The organism is Enterocloster lavalensis (assembly GCF_046603895.1).
In the GTDB taxonomy this organism is placed as follows: domain Bacteria; phylum Bacillota; class Clostridia; order Lachnospirales; family Lachnospiraceae; genus Enterocloster; species Enterocloster lavalensis.
Genome location: NZ_CP176637.1, coordinates 1,169,365 through 1,188,021, shown reverse-complemented (window position 1 = coordinate 1,188,021; position 18,657 = coordinate 1,169,365). Strand labels below are relative to the sequence as shown.

Sequence of the window (18,657 nt, the reverse complement as noted above, 5' to 3'; positions counted from 1 at the left end):
ATAGGTGGGCACAATATGATAGAAAATAACGCTCCTTTGTTGGAGATGCGAAATATAAAGAAGGACTTCTTTGGAAACCAGGTCCTGACTGATATCAATTTCAAGCTGAATACCGGCGAGGTTCTGGGCCTTGTGGGCGAAAACGGCGCCGGCAAGAGCACCCTGATGAAGCTTCTCTTTGGTATGGACGTGATCAGAGAGACCGGCGGATATGAGGGCGACGTGCTGATTAACGGTGAGAAGGTCAGCTTCAATACCCCCTTCGATGCTCTGCATGCGGGTATCGGCATGGTCCATCAGGAATTTTCCCTGATCCCCGGCTTCACGGCCACTGAAAATATCCTGCTCAACCGCGAACCGAGGAAAAAGAGTGTGATCGCCGAGGTATTCGGAGATCGTCTGGACACTTTGGATTACAAGAAGATGGCAGAGCTGTCCGAACAGGCCATTGACAAAATGGGCGTTAAGATCGATGCGGACATGGCGATCAGCGATATGCCGGTGGGCCACAAGCAGTTTACCGAGATCGCCCGCGAGCTCAGCAAGGAGCAGTTAAAGCTCCTGATCCTGGACGAGCCGACGGCCGTTCTGACCGAGCAGGAGGCCGAGGCGCTTCTGAGCTCCATTCGCGGCATGGCTGCCAAAGGTATTGCCGTGATTTTCATCACCCATCGTCTGCATGAGATTCTTTCGGTCTGCGACAAGGTCGTGATCATGCGCGACGGGTATGTGGTAAAAGATGTTCCCTCTAAGGAAACGGACGTGGCGGATATCACCAAATGGATGGTGGGAAGAAATATCGCGTCCGCGGCTAAGGTGGATATCAAGATCAACCCCAACGCTAAAAACATCATGAGCATCCGCAACCTCTGGGTGGATATGCCCGGCGAGACGGTGCGCAATGTGACCCTGGATATCAAGGAAGGCGAGATTCTGGGAATCGGCGGCCTGGCCGGACAGGGCAAGCTGGGAATTCCCAACGGCGTTATGGGGCTTTACGATGCGGGTGGCACCGTGGAATTCGACGGCCAGAGCATCCCGTTAAACAACCCGAGAAAATGTCTGGATTCCTCCCTGGCCTTTGTGTCGGAGGACAGAAGAGGCGTAGGCCTGCTGCTGGACGAGACGCTGGAGTGGAACGTGGCGTTCACGGCCATGCAGATTCAGGGCAGATTCCTGAAAAAATATCTGGGCGGCCTGGTGAGCTGGAGAGATGAAAAGGCGATCCATGAGGTGACCCAGAAATATATCGACGAGCTGATGATCAAGTGTACCAGTTCCAAACAGAAGGCAAAGGAGCTTTCCGGAGGCAACCAGCAGAAGGTGTGCCTGGCCAAGGCCTTTGCGCTTCAGCCTAAATTCCTGTTTGTATCCGAGCCCACGAGAGGAATCGACGTCGGCGCGAAATCACTGGTTTTGGACGCCCTCAAGAAGTTTAACAGGGAACACGGCGTCACGGTAGTGATGATTTCGTCCGAGCTTGAGGAATTGCGGACAACCTGTGACCGCATCGCCATTGTTTCGGGCGGTAAGATAGCTGGAATCCTGCCGGCTACCGAATCTTCGGAAAAATTCGGCCTGCTGATGGTCAGTCAGGTTAAATAAGGGGGAGACAGCATGGGAAAAAATGCAGATAATACAGCCGGTTCCGGATTGAAAGGCAAAATCACGGAATTCGTTCATAATTTCGGCCTTCCCAGAGTGATCATCGCCGGATTCCTTCTGGCGCTGTTCATCCTGGCGCCCGTGGTGGGGGCGGATCTCCCCACACAGATCAGTAACACAATCAACCGTTTCAGCTGGAACGCAGTAATGGTTCTGGCGATGGTACCCATGGTGCACTCGGGCTGCGGACTGAACTTCGGACTGCCCCTGGGTATCATCTCCGGCCTGCTGGGAGCGACCATGTCCATCCAGTTCGGCTTCACCGGTCCCCTGAGCTTTGTGATGGCAATCGTGATCGCAACGCCCTTTGCTCTGATCTTAGGCGGCGGCTACGGCTGGCTGTTAAACAAGATCAAGGGCGGGGAGATGATGATCGCCACCTATGTGGGCTTCTCATCGGTTTCCTTCATGTGTATGATGTGGCTTTTGCTGCCCTACAACAGTCCGACCATGGTTTGGGGACTGTCGGGCAAGGGACTTCGTACCACCATCTCCCTGGAGGGCTTTTACGATAAGGTCCTGGCCAACTTCCTGCATATTCAGATTGGAAATCTCTCCATTCCGGTGGGCAGCCTTCTGTTCTTCGCGGTGCTGGCCTGCCTGATGTGGGCGTTTCTCCACACCAAAACCGGTACGGCCATGACCGCGGTGGGTTCCAACCCCAACTTCGCCAGGGCTTCCGGTATCAACATCGACAAGACGAGAATGCTCTCGGTGATTATGTCCACCTGGCTGGCCGCCATCGGCATCCTGATGTATGAGCAGGGCTTCGGCTTTATCCAGCTGTACATGGCGCCGTTCTATATGGCCCTTCCCGCGGTTTCCGCTATCCTGATCGGCGGCGCTTCGGTCAACAAGGCGACCATTACCAACGTTATCATCGGTACGTTCCTGTTCCAGGGTATCGTGACCATGACCCCAACGGTAATCAATTCCATGATTCATATGGATATGAGCGAGGTTATCCGTATCATTGTTTCCAATGGTATGATTCTCTATGCTTTGACCAGAAAGACGGAGGGATCAAAATGAGTACAAAACAAAAAAAGAATGGAGCGAAAAGCCCCCTGGAACTGCTTCGCAATAACTCAGTGCCGATCATGTTTATCCTGATCTGCGCCGTCTGCATACCGGTATCCGGCTTCTCGCCGGGGTATCTGATCAACGAGATTCTCACCAGAATGGGCCGGAACACGTTTTTGATCCTCAGCCTGCTGATCCCCATCATGGCCGGCATGGGTCTGAACTTCGGTATGACCCTGGGCGCCATGGCCGGGCAGATCGGACTGATCTTTGCCGCGGACTGGCAAATCTGGGGGATCCCCGGCATGGTGCTGGCCGTGATCATTTCCATTCCGATCTCCGTGCTGCTGGGCCTTTTCTGCGGAAAGATGCTCAACATGGCCAAGGGGCGTGAGATGATCACCAGCTATATCATCGCCTTTTTCATGAACGGTCTGTACCAGCTGGTGGTGCTGTACATGATGGGTCCTGTGATCCCCATCAAACACGCCTCCATCAAGCTGCCCAGAGGTTACGGCATCCGCAACACGGTCAGCCTGTTGAACATGCGTCAGGCCCTGGATAACCTGTGGGCCATCCGCATCGGCGGCGTAAAGATTCCGGTGCTGACCCTGCTCATCACCGGCCTGCTGTGCCTGTTCATCATCTGGTTCCGCAAGACCAAGCTGGGCCAGGACATGCGTGCGGTTGGCCAGGATATGGATGTGGCCCGGGACGCCGGTATCAAGGTTGAGAGAACCAGAATTATCGCCATCGTGCTGTCCACGGTCTGCGCGGGCATCGGCATGGTGATCTATTTACAGAATATGGGAAATATCGCCACCTACAGTTCCCACACGCAGATCGGTATGTTCTGTATCGCAGCGCTGCTGGTGGGAGGAGCTTCCGTGGACAAGGCGTCCATCGGCAATGCGTTTTTGGGCGTTGTCCTGTTCCATCTGATGTTCATTGTGGCTCCGTCGGCGGGCGCGAAGATCACGGGCGACTCCATGATCGGTGAATATTTCCGCGTGTTCGTTTCCTACGGTGTTATCACCCTTGCTCTTATTATGTACGAGACGAAAAAGCGGATCGCCAAGGGCAAAGCCGGCGAACAGTTGAAGCTTGATCAGAGTGAGGAGGAGTAGAAGTGAAAAACAGACGAGCTATTATATTCAGGGTAGGCGCTATCCTGCTCCTGCTCATCATTGCAGCTTCCATGATGGTCATTGGCCGCGGCCACACCGTTTATATGGACAACAAGACCATAGAGTACGACGGCCAGACCTACAATTCGTTCTATAAAGTGGATGTGTATGTGGACGGCGAACGGGTTGCAAAGCTTCGGGACAAGGACAGAGGTATGGCCACCAACATCGGCCAGAAATTCACCATGACCCTGGCGATCACCCGGGAGAAGGGCGGCCCCGAGGAAACCGTGGAGGTGACGCTCAATCTGCCCTACAACATGGACGGAATCGCCATCAACCTTCCGGCCTGCATGTCGGGCCTTCCCGGCGACGTATGTATGTCGGAGTTCGTGATCGAGCCTGTGGAGTCTGAGACCAGCGAGGAGAACGTGGACGAGTTTGGTATCGACGCGGAGTTCTAAGCGTTGCGCTTGAGGCAGTATTAATATTAAGAAAAAATCCAGAGGATGTCCCGGAAACGGGCGTCCTCTTTGGCGTTATTGGAAGCAATGGGAATTGACCAAAAAGGTTATGCTTTTCCTGTGGAAAAAGGCGCGGTTTTGTGATACACTAGTAAACATCACCGGGTCCGGAAATTTGGAGAAAAGAGATGAAAACTAGCACCCTGTTAAAACGATTTGTCCCCTACTACCGAAATTATGTGGGGATTATGATAATGGATCTGTTCTGCGCCGCGCTCACGACCGTCTGCGAGCTGGTGCTGCCCCTGATTCTTCGCTATATTACCAATCTTGGTATGAACGATCTGTCCGCCCTGACCGTACAGACCATCGTGACCATCGGAGCGCTCTATTTTGTGCTGCGCATCATCGACGGCATGGCCAGCTTTTACATGGCATACACGGGCCATGTGATGGGGGCCTCCATCGAGACGGACATGCGGGAGGACGCCTTCGCCCACTTGCAGAAACTGTCGGACAATTATTTCAACAATACCAAGGTGGGACAGATTATGTCCCGGATTACCAGCGACCTGTTCGACGTGACGGAGTTCGCTCACCACTGCCCGGAGGAGTTTTTTATCGCCTTCGTCAAGACGGTGGTGTCCTTTGTGATTCTGGCGCGGATCAATGTGCTGCTGACCGTGATCATTTTTGTGCTGATTCCGGTTATGGCGGTGTCCTGCTCCTATTTTAACCTGCAGGTGAGAAAGGCCTTTAAGCGGCAGAGAAACCACATCGGTGAATTAAATGCGCGCATTGAGGACAGCCTGTTAGGCAACAAGGTGGTTCGGGCCTTTGCAAATGAGGCGGTGGAGATCGGCAAGTTCAACCGCGACAACCAGGAATTCTTAAAGATCAAGCGCCAGACCTACAAGTACATGGCGGCGTTCCAGAATACCATCCGCATGTTCGACGGGCTGATGTATGTGGTGGTGATTGTGGCCGGCGGTATTTTCATGATCAAAGGACTGATCATGCCCGCAGACCTGGTGGCGTACACGCTCTATGTGACCACGCTGCTGTCCACGATCCGGCGTATCATCGAGTTTGCGGAGCAGTTCCAGAGAGGAATGACGGGCATCGAGCGTTTTACCGAGCTGATGGATGCCAACATCGATATTTTTGACGAGGAGGGAGCGGTGCCGCTGCGGGATGTGGAGGGCGAGATCACGTTCAAACATGTGTCCTTCGAGTACCCGGACGACCACACGCCGGTGCTCTCCGATATCAACCTGACCATCAAACCGGGGGAGAAGGTGGCGCTAGTGGGCCCATCCGGAGGCGGAAAGACCACGCTGTGCAACCTGATCCCGCGTTTCTATGACCCCACGGAAGGGGAGATTCTGCTGGACGGACAGAATATCCGAAACGTGACGCTGGAAAGCCTGCGCAGCAATGTGGGCGTGGTGCAGCAGGACGTGTACCTCTTCTCCGGCAGCGTTTACGAGAATATCGCCTACGGCAAGCCCGGGGCCACCCGGGAGGAGGTTGTCCGGGCCGCGAAGATGGCCGGGGCCCATGAGTTTATCGAGGGCTTAAAGGACGGCTATGACACCTATGTGGGCGAGCGGGGCGTCAAGCTGTCGGGCGGACAGAAGCAGCGAATCAGCATCGCCCGGGTGATGCTGCGGGCGCCCAAGCTGGTGGTGCTGGACGAGGCCACTGCGGCGCTGGACAACGAGAGCGAGCACCTGGTGGCGGAGTCGTTGGACAAGCTGGCAGCGGGCAGAACAACCCTGACCATCGCCCATCGCCTGACCACAATCCAGGGCGCGGACCGGATTCTGGTTCTTTCGGGCAGCCGGATTGTGGAGGAAGGCAATCATGAGACCCTGATGAAGCAGCGGGGAATCTATTACCAGCTGTACACCTCGGCCAACATGGCGGATCAGGAGGCGGCAGAGGAAACAGGAAGTTGACGCAGGACCGGCCCGATCCGGCGGCTGAGAGGCCGCATCAGGGGATTGGGCGGATTAATTATAGTAAGGAGAGACAAAGTTCATTATGAGAGTAGCGATTGTTACCGACAGTAACAGCGGCATCACCCAGGAGCAGGGGACGGAGTTAGGCATATCCGTGCTCCCCATGCCGTTTATGATCGATGGGGAGACCTATTTTGAGGACATTGATTTGAGTCAGGAGGAGTTCTACCAGCGCATGAACGCCGGTGCGGACATTTCTACCTCCCAGCCCTCGCCCAAGGCGGTGACGGATCTGTGGGACGGCCTGTTAAAGGATTACGATGCCGTGGTGCACATCCCCATGTCCAGCGGGCTCAGCGGGGCCTGCCAGACGGCGCGCATGCTGGCCGAGGACTATGACGGCCGGGTGCAGGTGGTGAACAACCACCGCATTTCCGTGACGCAGCGCCAGTCCGCCCTGGACGCCAGGGACCTGGCGGCGAAGGGATACAGCGCGGAGCAGATTCGGGAGATTTTAGAGCGGACCCACAGGGATTCCATCATCTACATTACGGTGGATACGCTGAAATATCTGAAAAAGGGCGGGCGCATCACACCGGCGGCCGCGGCTCTGGGAACGCTGCTCAAGATCAAGCCGGTGCTCACCATCGACGGCGAGAAGCTGGACGCGTTTTCCAAGGCCAGAACCATCAAACAGGCCAAGCTGACCATGACCACGGCGCTGGCCCACGATCTGGAGGAGCGGTTTTTGGATAAGGAGGCCAGGCACACGTATTTACAGTTTGCCCACACTTTAAACGACGCGGCGGCCAGGGAGTTTATGGACTCCATCATGGAGCTGTATCCGGGCACGCCGGCCTATATGGATCGCCTTCCTTTAAGCATCGCCTGCCACATCGGGCCGGGCGCTCTGGCCATCGCCTGCACCAAAAAGCTGGAGGAGCTGGAATAGTTGAAACAAGGTAAATTGTGGAAAAAAATAAAGGCATACGGCCTCAGCATACGCCTACCCCTGGCGGCGATCGTGATCGTCCTGGGGGTGGTGCCGCTTTTCATACAGGGAAAGGTGATGCTGGGGTCGTTTCAACAGGCGCAGTTGGATGCCAGAAGCATTGAGATCCAGAACCAGTGCGTGATTCTGAGCAACAAGATGACGCGGCTGGGGTATATGGCCGCCGAGGGCAAGGACAACGGTCAGATCGAGACACAGATGCAGGCCATCGCGGATATTTTCAACGGGCGCGTGGTGCTCGTCAACCGGAACTTCCGGGTGGTGAAGGACACGTTCAATCTGGCGGGCGGCAAGTTTTACATCTCAGAAGAGGTGATCAAGTGCTTTAAAGGGGAGAACAGCAATCACTACAACAAGCAGATGGGGTATTTTGCCCAGACGATCCCGGTCTACGACCCGCAGTCGGATAAAAATATCGACGGCGTGATCGTGGTGACGGCTTCCACGGAGAATATCAGCACGCTGACAGACCTGATGGAGGGGAAGATCAACTTTTTCCTGATGTTTGCCATGGTGATTCTGGTGGTGCTGGGACTGACCCTGGTGTACATGGTGTTTGGCCCCTTCCGTCAGCTTCAGAAGGCGTTTGACCGGGTGGCGCAGGGGGATCTGGAGTCCGATATCACGGTGGACACCTACCGGGAGACCAGCCTGCTCAGCCAGGCGGTGAAGAAGTCCCTGACCAAGCTGAAGGCGGTGGACCAGTCCCGCCAGGAGTTCGTTTCCAATGTGTCCCACGAGCTGAAAACGCCCATCACCTCCATCCGGGTGCTGGCCGACTCGCTGATGGGCATGGAGGAGGTGCCGGTGGAGCTGTACCGGGAGTTTATGGCTGACATTTCCGATGAGATCGACCGGGAGAATCAGATCATCGAGGACCTGTTGACCCTGGTGAAGATGGACAAATCCGCGGAGAGCCAGATGAACATCGCCCAGGTGAACATCAACCGGCAGCTGGAAATGATTTTAAAACGCCTGCGGCCCATCGCCAAGCGCGGGAACGTGGAGTTGATTCTGGAGAGCATGCGGGAGGTGACGGCGGATGTGGACGAGGTGAAAATGTCCCTGGCCATCACCAACCTGGTGGAGAATGCCATCAAATACAACGTGGATTCAGGCTGGGTGCGGGTCACGCTGGATGCGGACCACAAGTATTTTTACATTAAGGTTGCGGATTCCGGGATCGGGATTCCGGAGGACGCACTGGATCACATTTTCGACCGCTTTTTCCGGGTGGACAAGGCCCGGTCCAGAGAGGTGGGCGGCACGGGTCTGGGACTTGCCATCACCAAAAATGTGGTGCAGATGCACCGGGGCGTCATCGACGTGGAGAGCGTGCCCGGGGAGGGAACCACCTTTGCCATGCGGATTCCGCTGACTTATATTGTGAGACAGGAGGCCAGACCATGAGAGAAATGTGCAGATGGACGAGGCCTGTGAAGTATCTTTGCCTGATCCTGTGGGCCATGTCCGCTTTGCTGCTGGGAGGCTGTCAGCCCATGGCGGACGAGGAGAAGCCGCTGGAGGAGGGGGAGTACCTGGTGTATTATCTGGATTCCTCCACCACCCGCCTGGCGCCCCAGCCCTACCGGCCCCAGGCTAAGGACGCGGACGGTATCATCGCGGAGCTGATGGAGCAGTTTCAGGAGGTTCCGGCGGATGTGGACAGCCAGCCGGCGCTGTCGGACAAGGTGGTTTTCCAGAAATTCACCCGGAAGGATCAGGTGCTCTACCTGTATTTTGACGCCAATTACAACAGCATGAAGCCGGAGCGGGAGATCCTCTGCCGGGCCGCGCTGACCAAGATGCTGACCCAGGTGGACGGGGTGGATTACATCAATATCTACTGCGCCGACCAGCCGCTGATGGACCGCAGCGGAAATCCAGTGGGTATGCTCTCCGGCAGCGATTTTATCATGAACACCAGCAATGTGAACGCCTACGAAAAGACGGAGCTGACCCTGTATTTTGCCGACGGAGACGGCGGTAAGCTGGTGCAGGAGAAGCGGGAGGTGGTGCACAACATCAATACTTCCCTGGAGCAGCTGATTGTGGAACAGCTGATCGACGGGCCGGAGCAGGAAGGGCACTTTGCCACGCTGCCCGCGGATTTGAAGATTCTGAATCTGACGGTGAACGACAGCGTGTGTTATATCAATTTTGATTCCACGTTTTTGAATGTGAAACCGGAGTTAAATGAGTATATCCCCATTTATTCCATTGTGAATTCGCTCTGCGAGCTGACCACGGTCACCAAGGTGCGGATTCTGGTGAACGGCTCCCAGGACGTGATGTTCCGGGATGTGGTGTCGCTGAATACCGCCTTTGAGCGGAACGTGGAGTATTCCGGGGAACCCCAGTGAGAGGAGAATGACAATTAAACGGCCGCTTCTTGGATTAGCAGGGAGTTTCGTACTTGGAGAGGTATTGGCTCTGCTGGATGTGGCTGCAATTCCATGGATCACCGGCGCTTTTGCCGCCGCCTGCGCGGCGGTGGTGCTGGGAAAACGGAGGGCAAAACGGAGATTGAACGGAGCCGGGGACGGGGCGCGAAGCGCCCCGGGTCCCGGCCTGCGGCGGAGCAGAGGCACTGGATTTGGAGTGCTTCTGCTTTTTTTGGCTGCGCTGCTGGCCGGATTCGGGCGGGCGCAGGGAGTCCGGGACCGGCTGGACGGGGAGGCGGCCTGGGCCGGTAAGACCGCGGGTGTGAAGGTGAGTCTGACCGGGACCGTGGAGAGGATGGAGGAGAAGGAGGATCAAACAGAGCTGTGGCTGCGGGACGCGGCGGCGAAGGTGGGGAAAGAGGGGATGGAGTTTGGGCGGGTGGTGGTGTATGCGGATTCCGGCGTGGCGGTTGGTGGAGACTTGGGATCCGGCGTACGGGTTGGTGGCGGTTTGGAATCCGGCGTGCGGGTTGGTGGCGGAGCCGGTTCCGGCGCCGCGGTTGGAATCGGCTCGGTGGTCAGACTGCGGGGGAAGCTGGAGGCGGTGGCGGGAGCCACCAACCCGGGCGAGTTTGATTTCGCCCGCTATTACCGGTCCAAGGGCGCGGCCTGCCGTCTGTACGGGGAGGAGTTGACGGTGGCCGACAGGGAGATGGCGCCGTATTTCGAGGGAATACGGCGGTTTAGGCTGTGGTGCGCACGGGTGTTGGAGCGCGTCTGCGAGCCCGGCGACCTGGGCGTGTTCAAGGCCGTGGTCCTGGGGGACCAGTCCTCCATGGATCAGGGGATGAAGGATATGTACCGAAGCCACGGCATCTCCCATCTGCTGGCGGTGAGCGGACAGCATCTGGCCATTGTGGGCGGAGGGATTTACCTGCTGCTGCGAAAGGCGGGGATGAACCGGGGGCGGGCCGGAATGTTCGGGGGCGCGCTGGTGGTGAGCTACGGGATTCTCACCGGCGGCTCAGGTTCGGCGCTGCGGGCGGTGGTGATGATTTTGTGTCTGTGGCTGGCGGGATATCTGGGCAGGAGCTACGACTGCCTCTCCGCCATGGGCCTTGCGGGAATGTGGCTGTTGTGGCGGCAGCCTTATCTGCTGTTTCAGAGCGGGTTTCAGCTCTCCTTCGGCGCGGTCTGGGCCATCGGAGGGCTGGGCGGCCTGCTGAACGAGGCGCTGGGGGCGGAAAAAGGCTGGCAGAGGACGCTGATCTGCAGCTTGTGCGTGCAGATGGTTCTGGCTCCGGCCACGGTGTGGCACTATTTCCGCTATCCTATCTATGGGCTTGTGCTGAACCTGCTGGTGGTTCCCCTGGCCGCGGTGTTGGTGTACTCGGGAATTTTGGGGATTCTGCTGGGCGGGTTCTGCCAACCCGCCGGAGTGATGGCCGTGGGGGCCGGGCACTATGTGCTGGTATTGTATGAGGGGCTGTGCGGGCTGTTTTCCGGGCTTCCGGGGTACAGCCTGCTGGTTGGACGGCCGGGATGGGGGCAGATTTTGGGTTATGGGGCGGTTATGGCGGTGGGGGTGGGAGTGGTTGTGGGGAGGAAAACGGCGGGGAGGTTGCCGGGAAGCCTGGCGGGGAGGTTGCTGGGAAGCCTGCCGGGAAGCCTGCTGGGGAAGTTGCCGGGAAGCCTGCCGGGGAGGTTGCCGAGAAGCCTGCCGGGGAGGCCGCCGGGAGGCCTACTGGGGAAGCCACCGGGAAGCCTGCCGGGAGAATCGCCGGGCTTTCGCTGGGGCGGACTTGTCGCCGTTTTCCTGCTGTATATATTGTGTTTCTGCATATTGCTGCCGCGGCCCCAGGCCGGGCTCTCCGTGACCTGTCTGGACGTGGGGCAGGGGGATGGGCTGGTGTTCACCTGCACGGAGGGAACGGTGCTGGTGGACGGGGGAAGCAGCAGCCGGAGCGGGCTGGGGGAGCGCTGTCTTAAGCCGTATCTGGAGAGCAGGGCGGTGGAGACGGTGGATTACGCCATCGTCAGCCATGGGGATTCGGACCATGTGAGCGGGCTTTTGGAACTGATGGAGGGCGGCGGCGTGAGGATCAGAAACCTTGTGCTTCCGCGGATGGCCAGAGGGCAGGAACACTATGCCGGGCTCGTCCGGGCGGCAGGAGTCTGCGGGGCGCAGGTCCTCTACATGGAGGCGGGGGAGCGGATCAGCCTGGGAGACCTTCAGTTCACCTGTCTGTACGCGGGTAATCCTGCGCAGGAGACTGACACGGATAAGAACCGGCATTCCCTGGCGGTGCGGGTCTCCTACGGGCGGTTGGGGCTGCTTCTCACCGGGGATATGGACGCCAGCTGCGAGGCCGGGCTGCTGCGGACCTGCGGGCCGGGGGATCTGGCAGGTATCCAGGTGCTGAAGGCAGCTCACCACGGCTCGGACACCTCCAGCAGCCCGGAATTTCTGGAACGGCTGGGGCCGAAACTGGTTCTCGTCTCCTACGGCAATGGGAATTCCTACGGCCATCCGTCGCCCAAGGTGCTGGAACGGCTGCGGGAGCGGGGGAGCCGCATCCTGGAGACGGGAAAATGCGGGGCCATCCTGTTGTGGACCGACGGGAAGCGGATGGAGTGCAGGGGGTGGCTGGGGAGTGACCCGTGACGGAGCGCAGGGACGGCCGCGGAGTGACCCGTGATGGAGTGCAGGAATGGCCGCGGAGTGACCCGTGACAGAGTGCAGGAACGGCCGCGGAGTGACCCGTGATGGAGTGCAGGGACGGCCGCGGAGTCACCCGTGAGGGTACCAGGGGGGTGGATCAAGCCAGAGGTGGGGGCCCGCTTGTTTTTACCGGTGCCATCCACTATACTCCCAAGTTTGACAGTTTAGAATGTTGAAAACCCTTAGAAACGTCGTATTTATGCCGTTTCTGAGGGCTTTTCTTTTTGAAAAAAGGGAGTAATGGATTCTTATTCTTTTGAATGTCTGCAGATACCCTTTATGGTACGTTTCTTTATCAATTCATAGTCAGTACGGAACCCGGCGTACTCATGCAACGCATCCGTAAGCTTTGTACGTGTGTAAGATGGGATATATCCTTCGTTTCCTATGCTTGTTACCCTCATTTTTCTGAGTGTCGAAATAATCTCATCACAAGTGAACTGGCTGTCTAGTTTGCGTTCCAGAATCCGGTAGATTAAAAGCGCGATAAAACATGTCGTAAAGTGAGCTTTGATCCTGTCATCCCGTTTTAGGTAAACCGGCCTGGCCTCGAATTCTGATTTCATGATCCGGAAAGATTCTTCGATTTCCCACCGCCCTTGATTTACTGCTGCGATTTCGGAAGGGTCATCGTCGAGATTCGTATAGACGGCATAGAAGCCGTCATACTGGGCTTCTTCCTGTACGGCGTCCTGATCAATTTCGTAAATTTTATTTGCAGCGCATTCACCATATGCGGTGATCGATGTTTTCTTTATGAATCTGCGGTAATCATTCTGGCTATGCTTATCAATCCTTTTCGGCTCGGTATCAATTGCTTTTATCGCTCTTAAAATCTGCTGATTTCGGATCTGTTGTTGATAGTTCCTGTATTTCAGGGAATAGGTCACGATCAGAGTCTGATCGAAATCAATATCACGTTTCCCGTCATTTCCTTCCACATACAGCTGCTTGTAGAATAGCTTGCTGCGGTTTTTAGCGGTGTCTTCGAGCCTGCTGATATCATAGGTATCCAGGCTGTCTTTCAGATGCCATCCGGTGGGCTCCAGACACCATTGGCGCAAATCTTTTTTGAGCTTTTTAATGGACTGCGTTGTTATGAAACAGCGGCCGCCAAAGTTGTTGAATTTCCGGTTGCGTTCAGAAGACAATCCAGCATCCGTACAGACGATAAATTTTGAAAGCGAGAAATCTCTCAGGATCTGTTCTTCCAATGGGATCAGAGTAGTCTGTTCATTGGTATTGCCTGGATGGATACAAAAGGCAAGGGGGATCCCACTTCGATCAATGAAAAGTCCCATCTCGACGATAGGGCTCGGGCGATGTTCCTTGCTCGGACCGTATTGTTTCAGGCCTTCCTGACATTCCGTTTCAAAAAAGTAATTGGTACAGTCATAGTACAGGACTCCGGTCTGCCGTTTGACCAGCCGCCGGCTTGCTTCATACAGTTCCGCCTGGATGGAATCGGATTCGTTTGCAATGACAGACAGGGCACGATAAATCTGATGCAGTTCAAAAGCCGGTGGTTCGAGCAAATCGGAGGACTGCTCATAGCAGGAGAGTTTTGAAGACGGATTGAGGATCCTCTCATATACAAGACGTGAAAGGATGGAATCAAGGTCATAGGAAAACGAATATTCTTTTGAAATCTTTCTACAGATGTTTGGCAGGCGAAGATCATAGTAGATCTTCTGAAGGAAAAGGTAACCAACGTTATAGGAATTCTGCTTATCGAAAGGAATGAGAATATCCGTCCGCAGCGGAACAAGGACTTTATGCTGCTTTTCAGCTTCGGCCTGATTGAGCTCGTCCAGATGCGCCTTAGCCCATTTATTGGCATCTGTACAATGATATTTTTCCATGATTTCCCGTTCAGTTCCAAGGCGTTCCACAACTTCTGAGGAGCGTTTGCCGTCGCGGCGGACAGAGCGGATGATGTAGTAGCTTATTCCATTTTTGGTTTTATTTGTAGTCAATCGCATGGCAGACTCCTTAAGAGAGATGGTATAATCGTATTATATCATATATTACGCTATTACGCACTAAAAACTTTCTGAATTTGACAAAAAAATAAGCAGCCATAAGGCTTGCAAGATTTTCAGGTGTCAAACTCCCGACGGCCGCGGAGTCACCCGTGAGGGTACCAGGGGGGTGGATCAAGCCAGAGGTGGGGGCCCGCTTGTTTTTACCGGTGCCATCCACTATAATGAATCCCATGGAGGGAGGTAGGGATATGTTTCACACAGTAGAGGACGTGCTGAGGTTGGAGGGATTTGAGGGCGTGCGTCTGGTGGCGGGCCGGCGGGGGCTGGGGCGCACCGTCACCAGCGCTTCCCTGATGGAGGTGCCGGATATTCTCCCCTACGTGGAGGAAAATACGCTGCTCATCACTACGCTGTACCCCATCGCGGGGAGCAGGGAGCAGATGGAGCAGCTGATTCCGGAGCTGGGAAGCCGCGGGGTGGCGGGCATCTGCATCAAACCCCTGCGCTACATTGAACAGATACCGCCGGTGATGATCAGCCAGGCGGACGAGCTGGGATTTCCCATCATCGAGCTGCCCATGGGCGCCAACCTCTCCACCCTGGTGAACCTGGTGCTTTCCATGTCGCTGAACGATTACATTTCCCAGCTGCAATTTCGGGACAGCGTGCACCGGAACATGATGGAGATGCTGCTCAGCGGCGCGGAGGTGGAGGAACTGGCGGAAAAGCTGGCGGAGCTCCTGCAAAAGGACATCGTGTTGCTGGACAACCAGCTGGACAGCATCTGCGCGGCGCTGCGTGGGGAGGGAGAAACGGGCTGGACCATTTACCGCCGGGAGGAGGCGGACCGGATTCTGGAGGGACGGAGGCTGTTTGAGAATCATTACACCATGCACCCCATCAAGGCGGGAAATAACCGCTTCGGGTTCATTTTCGTGCCGGACTCGGAGAAGAGCGACGACAACTTAAAAATGGCCATCGAGCAGGCGGCGCTGCTGTTCGCCTCTGTGTTTTTTAAGAATTACGCGGTGACGCTGAACCAGCGCAATTTCAAGGACGTGTTCATCCGGGACCTGCTGCAGGGGAAGATCCGCTCAGAGATCGAGCTGGAGAACAAGATGAGGGCCTTTGACGTTTCCCTGGCATTTCCCCAGTATGTGGTGGCCATCAAGCTGTTCACGGACAATGAGATGATGCGCAAACATTTCTACAACGAGCTGATCGACCAGAACCTGATCAGCAAGCGGATGGCCTATTTTTACCAGCACATCCGCAAAAAGAACAGCGTCTACTTCAATGACTCCATCGTGGTGATTGAGAACGAGCAGAGCGAGGAGAGCGTGAATGAGTTCTACAGTCAGGTGATCGGAAAGCTGGAGGCCGAGGCCGGGGAGAATTCTAAGATCGGCATCGGCATTTCCCGGGAGGTGAAAAATTTTTCCGAGCTCAAAACCGGCTACCGGCAGGCGGTTCACGCGGTGCGGGTGGGAAATATTCTGTACCGGGATTCCTTTATCAGCCGGTACAGTAAAAATGGCCTGTTCGAGCTGATCGAACAGATAAACGACACGGATTTATTAGTGCGTTTTGTGCGGGAACGGCTGGGCGCGGTCATCGACTATGACCGGAAGAATAAGGCCAGCCTGATGCAGACTTTGGAGTATCTGATCCAGTATCATTTTAACCTGAAACAGGTTTCCGAGGCCCGATACCTGCACTACAACACGGTCCGGTACCGGGCCAACAAACTGCAGCAGCTGGGGGTGGATCTGGAGCCGGGGGAGGGGCTGGGGGAGATTATCCTGGCATATCGAATTTATGTATGGCTGAAATCAATAAAAAAGATGGAATAATCAGGGGGCCAAATTGTGATCCGGTGACAATTTGGCCCCTTTGTGTTTGTGTATCAGCGACAATGACAGGGCTTCGGCCGGATGCTATGATTAATGCACAAGGCTTGTTCTGTACAGACAAATGAAACCTGAGCGAAATAGGAGGCAACAGTATGAAGATTGATGTGTTCAAGATTGAGATGTCGGCGCCCGATGATGTGAGGGAGCTGAAGAAGCTGATCGACGCGGGGGAAGTCGATCCGGGAGAGATCATTGCGGTGCTGGGCAAAACCGAGGGAAACGGCTGTGTCAACGACTTTACCCGGGCGCTGTCCACCGTTTCATTCCGATCCCTGATCATGGCCGAAACGGGCTGGAGCGAGGCCGAGGTATCGAAGAAGGTGGCCTTCGTGATGTCCGGCGGAACGGAGGGGGTTATGTCCCCGCACGCGACTATTTTCTGCAAACATGAGGACGGGGCGGCCGGAACCGGAGAGAAACGGCTGGCGGTGAGCAGCGGCTTTACCCGGGACTTCCTGCCGGAGGAGCAGGGCACCATGGCGGTTGTGGAGGAGTGCAGGCGCGTGACCCTGGAGCTGATGGCGCAGGCAGGTATCGACGATCCTGCGGACGTGCATTTTGTGCAGATCAAATGCCCGCTGCTGACCTCGGAGCGCATCCTGGATGCGAAGAGCCGGGGAAAGGACGTGGTGGTGCACGATACATACGAGTCCATGGGCTACAACCGCGGCGCGTCCGCTCTGGGCGTGGCCATCGCGCTGGGGGAGATTCCGGCGGAGGCGGTCAGCCAGGAGACGATCTGCCACAACTACTCCCTGTACTCCAAGGTCGCCTCCACCTCAGCCGGTGTGGAGCTGCTGAATTGTGAGATTATTTTAATGGGAAATTCTGTAAATTCCACCAGCAACTACCGCATCGGCCACAGCGTGATGGCGGACGCCATTGATTTTAAGGCGGTGATCGAGGCCATCCAGAGTGCGGGCCTTGAGGTGGACAAGTATCCCACCGACCAGCAGGCGAAGGAGATCGTCAACGTGTTCGCCAAGGCGGAGGCGGATTCCACCGGTTATGTGCGCGGGCGGAGAAATACCATGCACACGGATTCCGACATCAACCACACCCGTCATGCTCGGGCGGTTGTAAACGGCGTGATCGCGGCGATTGTCAACGATCCCATGGTTTATGTATCCGGCGGAGCCGAGCACCAGGGTCCTGACGGCGGAGGGCCGGTGGCAGTTATCATCAAGCGGTAGACGGGGAGACTATGGACTATTATTTTAAAAATGCGAACCTGATCCTGGAAGGGATCCAAGGGGATTTCGCAGTGGAGAAGGGGAAAATGCGCTTTCACGGGCTGAAGGACCCGGACCGGTATGATCAGATCACGGATCTGCAGGGGCGCATCGTGCTGAAGGGCTTCTGCGACCTGCACACCCATCTGGACAAGGCCCTGGTCAGCTCCCGGGTGGAGAACCGCAGCGGGACGCTTAATGAGGCCATCGCCGTGATGGGGCCCTATAAGGCGGGCATGACGGAGGAAGATATCTGCAGCCGGGCCAGGGAGGCGCTTTTAATGTGCTGGTCAAAGGGCACCCGGTATCTGCGGACCCATGTGGACGTGGATGAACAGACGGGCAGCCGCGGCGTGCTGGCGCTAAAAAGGCTTCAGCGGGAATTTGCGGGCCGGGTGGAGATCCAGATCGTGGCGTTTCCCCAGGAGGGGCTGGTGAACCGGCCGGGCAATATCCGGGCGCTGGACCAGGCGCTGGTGGACGGGGCGGAGCTTGTGGGCGGGATTCCCGCCGCGGACCAAAATCCCCGGGAGCACATCGACATGGTGTTCACCCTGGCTCAGAAATACAATGTGGATGTTGACATGCACATCGACGAGACGGACCGGGCGGAGTGTATGACCCTGGAAATGCTGGCGGACGCCACGGTGCGCATGGGATGGCAGGGCCGGGTGACGGCGGGACACTGCTGCAGCCTGGCGGCCAACCCGCCGGAGCGGGCGGGGGAGGTGCTGCGCAAGGTGAGAAACGCGGGGGTGCGGATCGTCTCGCTGCCCTCCACCAACCTGTATCTGCAGGGGAGAGGGGATTCCTACAACGTCCGCAGGGGCATCGCGCCCATCGGCCGCATCAGCCGGGAGTTTCAGATTCCCACGGCTGTGGCCTCGGACAATATCCGGGACGTGTTCAATCCCTTCGGCAATGGCAATCTGCCGGAGGAGGCGCTGATTGCGGCCCACGGCTGCCATATGGGCGGCACGGAGGGACTTGAGCTGCTGTTCGACATGATCAGCCGCCAGCCCATGGAGATGTTCGGCGTCAACCCTTACCTGCGGGAGGGGGACGAGGCCCGGTTTATCATCTGCGATGCCTGTACGGCAGCGGAGGTGATTGTGGGACATGAAAAACTGTTTGGGAGTTTTACAAATAATCGAATGGAGGTGTAG

13 protein-coding genes are annotated in these 18,657 nt (G+C 56.5%); 12 read left to right on the top strand and 1 reads right to left on the bottom strand.

The genetic code is table 11. The features are described 5' to 3' along the window. Positions 1–15: 15 nt before the first annotated feature. The 9 genes from ACK2JC_RS05245 to ACK2JC_RS05205 all read left to right on the top strand — a co-directional run bounded on the left by ACK2JC_RS05245 (position 16) and on the right by ACK2JC_RS05205 (position 12,304). A complete protein-coding gene (locus tag ACK2JC_RS05245; RefSeq protein WP_276853884.1) occupies positions 16–1,605 on the top strand; it encodes a sugar ABC transporter ATP-binding protein in 1,590 nt (529 codons plus the stop codon). A gap of 12 nt (positions 1,606–1,617) precedes the next feature. Continuing rightward, the gene (locus ACK2JC_RS05240) at positions 1,618–2,697 is read left to right on the top strand and encodes an ABC transporter permease (RefSeq protein WP_276853881.1); all 1,080 of its coding nucleotides are present in this window, start codon (positions 1,618–1,620) and stop codon (positions 2,695–2,697) included. Continuing rightward, positions 2,694–3,815: an ABC transporter permease gene (locus tag ACK2JC_RS05235; protein ID WP_092361934.1), complete on the top strand. Its 1,122-nt coding sequence runs from the start codon at positions 2,694–2,696 to the stop codon at positions 3,813–3,815. The genes ACK2JC_RS05240 and ACK2JC_RS05235 overlap by 4 nt, the downstream gene beginning before the upstream one ends. A 2-nt stretch (positions 3,816–3,817) precedes the next feature. Continuing rightward, entirely contained in the window at positions 3,818–4,279 is a 462-nt protein-coding gene (locus ACK2JC_RS05230; RefSeq protein WP_092361932.1) for a DUF6672 family protein, read from the top strand. A gap of 188 nt (positions 4,280–4,467) precedes the next feature. Further along, positions 4,468–6,240, top strand: coding sequence for an ABC transporter ATP-binding protein (locus tag ACK2JC_RS05225; RefSeq protein ID WP_092361930.1), 1,773 nt, complete (start codon positions 4,468–4,470; stop codon positions 6,238–6,240). 85 nt (positions 6,241–6,325) lie between these two features. Then, entirely contained in the window at positions 6,326–7,195 is an 870-nt protein-coding gene (locus tag ACK2JC_RS05220; RefSeq protein WP_092361928.1) for a DegV family protein, read from the top strand. After that, a complete protein-coding gene (locus ACK2JC_RS05215; protein WP_092361926.1) occupies positions 7,196–8,665 on the top strand; it encodes a sensor histidine kinase in 1,470 nt (489 codons plus the stop codon). Then, positions 8,662–9,618: a GerMN domain-containing protein gene (locus tag ACK2JC_RS05210; protein ID WP_276853873.1), complete on the top strand. Its 957-nt coding sequence runs from the start codon at positions 8,662–8,664 to the stop codon at positions 9,616–9,618. The genes ACK2JC_RS05215 and ACK2JC_RS05210 overlap by 4 nt, the downstream gene beginning before the upstream one ends. Positions 9,619–9,625: 7 nt before the next feature. Continuing rightward, positions 9,626–12,304 carry a ComEC/Rec2 family competence protein gene (locus tag ACK2JC_RS05205; RefSeq protein ID WP_320936273.1) on the top strand — a complete coding sequence of 893 codons (2,679 nt, stop codon included), beginning with the start codon at positions 9,626–9,628 and terminating at the stop codon, positions 12,302–12,304. A gap of 305 nt (positions 12,305–12,609) precedes the next feature. Here the strand turns inward: ACK2JC_RS05205 and ACK2JC_RS05200 are convergent, their stop codons facing one another. Continuing rightward, complete coding sequence (locus ACK2JC_RS05200; protein ID WP_368275008.1) at positions 12,610–14,343, bottom strand: IS1634 family transposase; 1,734 nt, start codon at positions 14,341–14,343, stop codon at positions 12,610–12,612. A 251-nt stretch (positions 14,344–14,594) separates the two neighbouring features. Here ACK2JC_RS05200 and ACK2JC_RS05195 point away from each other — a divergent pair, with 251 nt between their 5' ends. From ACK2JC_RS05195 to ACK2JC_RS05185, 3 genes are all read left to right on the top strand, one after another. Next, positions 14,595–16,199: a PucR family transcriptional regulator gene (locus tag ACK2JC_RS05195; RefSeq protein WP_227169196.1), complete on the top strand. Its 1,605-nt coding sequence runs from the start codon at positions 14,595–14,597 to the stop codon at positions 16,197–16,199. A 152-nt stretch (positions 16,200–16,351) separates the two neighbouring features. Beyond that, positions 16,352–17,452: a ring-opening amidohydrolase gene (locus ACK2JC_RS05190; RefSeq protein ID WP_320936910.1), complete on the top strand. Its 1,101-nt coding sequence runs from the start codon at positions 16,352–16,354 to the stop codon at positions 17,450–17,452. 11 nt (positions 17,453–17,463) lie between these two features. After that, complete coding sequence (locus ACK2JC_RS05185) at positions 17,464–18,657, top strand: amidohydrolase family protein (protein WP_320936909.1); 1,194 nt, start codon at positions 17,464–17,466, stop codon at positions 18,655–18,657.